The sequence below is a fragment of the Flavobacterium sp. genome (assembly GCF_003525665.1).
Lineage (GTDB): Bacteria > Bacteroidota > Bacteroidia > Flavobacteriales > Flavobacteriaceae > Flavobacterium.
On record NZ_DQDX01000086.1, the window covers coordinates 10,406 to 11,504 of the forward strand.

Genomic DNA, 1,099 nt, shown 5'->3' on the forward strand with positions numbered 1-1,099 from the left:
GATTTAAAAATAAGATTGATTTGTACTATTTTATGTTCTCTTTTACCTTTTTTCTCGTTTGTATTCAAATTTTTTGAATTATAATGTTCTTATGTTTTTTTTCAGTGCTGTAGAAATTGTATCTAATACTTTTAATTTCTAAATAGCGATTAATTTTAGATATTGATTTTTAAAAATGAATTCGTAATTTTGCACGCGATTGCGTTAAGGATTGCAGAGGAAAGCCCGGAAACTTACTGGAACGTTAGTGGAAGTAAGTTGAGGACTTGGAACGGAAAGCCTGACCCGAAGTTTTTCACGTAGGGTAACGCCCAAATAATAAAACACAACTAAATATATATTATGAAATTTTTTATTGACACAGCCAATTTAAACGAAATCAAAGCAGCACAAGCACTTGGAGTTCTTGATGGCGTTACAACTAATCCTTCGTTGATGGCTAAAGAAGGAATTACAGGAAAAAACAACATTTTGAAACATTACGTTGACATTTGCAACATTAGCGATGGCGAAGTTAGTGCCGAAGTTAATGCAGTTGACTACGACGGAATGATTAAAGAAGGTGAAGAACTTGCTGAATTACACGATCAAATTGTGGTAAAATTACCAATGACAAAAGAAGGTGTAATGGCATGTAAATATTTTTCTGATAAAGGAATTAAAACTAATGTTACTTTAGTATTTTCTGCAGGTCAAGCGTTATTGGCAGCTAAAGCTGGAGCGACTTTTGTATCTCCATTTATTGGAAGATTGGATGATATTTCTACAGATGGATTGAATTTGATTCAAGAAATTAGAGAAATCTATGATAACTACGGTTACGAAACTCAAATTCTTGCAGCTTCAGTTCGTCACACTATGCACATTGTAAATTGCGCAAAAATTGGTGCTGATGTTATGACTGGACCACTTTCTGCAATATTAGGATTATTAAAACATCCATTAACTGATATCGGATTGGCACAGTTTATAGCTGATTTCGAGAAAGGAAATAAGTAGAGTTTACAGTTTACAGTTTTCAGATAGCAGTTTGAAACCTAATAAAAAAAAGGCGATTTTCATTTGAAAGTCGCCTTTTATTTATTCTATATTTCCGAAA

The 1,099-nt window shown here is 32.7% G+C and carries 1 protein-coding gene; it reads left to right on the plus strand.

Annotation, left to right across the window (positions count from 1 at the left end; all coding sequences use genetic code 11):
* The first annotated feature begins 342 nt into the window (after nucleotides 1-342).
* A complete protein-coding gene (fsa, locus tag DIU01_RS06410; protein ID WP_035128621.1) occupies nucleotides 343-999 on the plus strand; it encodes a fructose-6-phosphate aldolase in 657 nt (218 codons plus the stop codon).
* The last annotated feature ends 100 nt before the right edge of the window (nucleotides 1,000-1,099 follow it).

Bases quoted from the DNA above. Each gene is read 5' to 3' on its own strand.
- fsa (WP_035128621.1), top strand. From the start codon at position 343: ATGAAATTTTTTATTGACACAGCCAATTTAAACGAAATCAAAGCAGCA.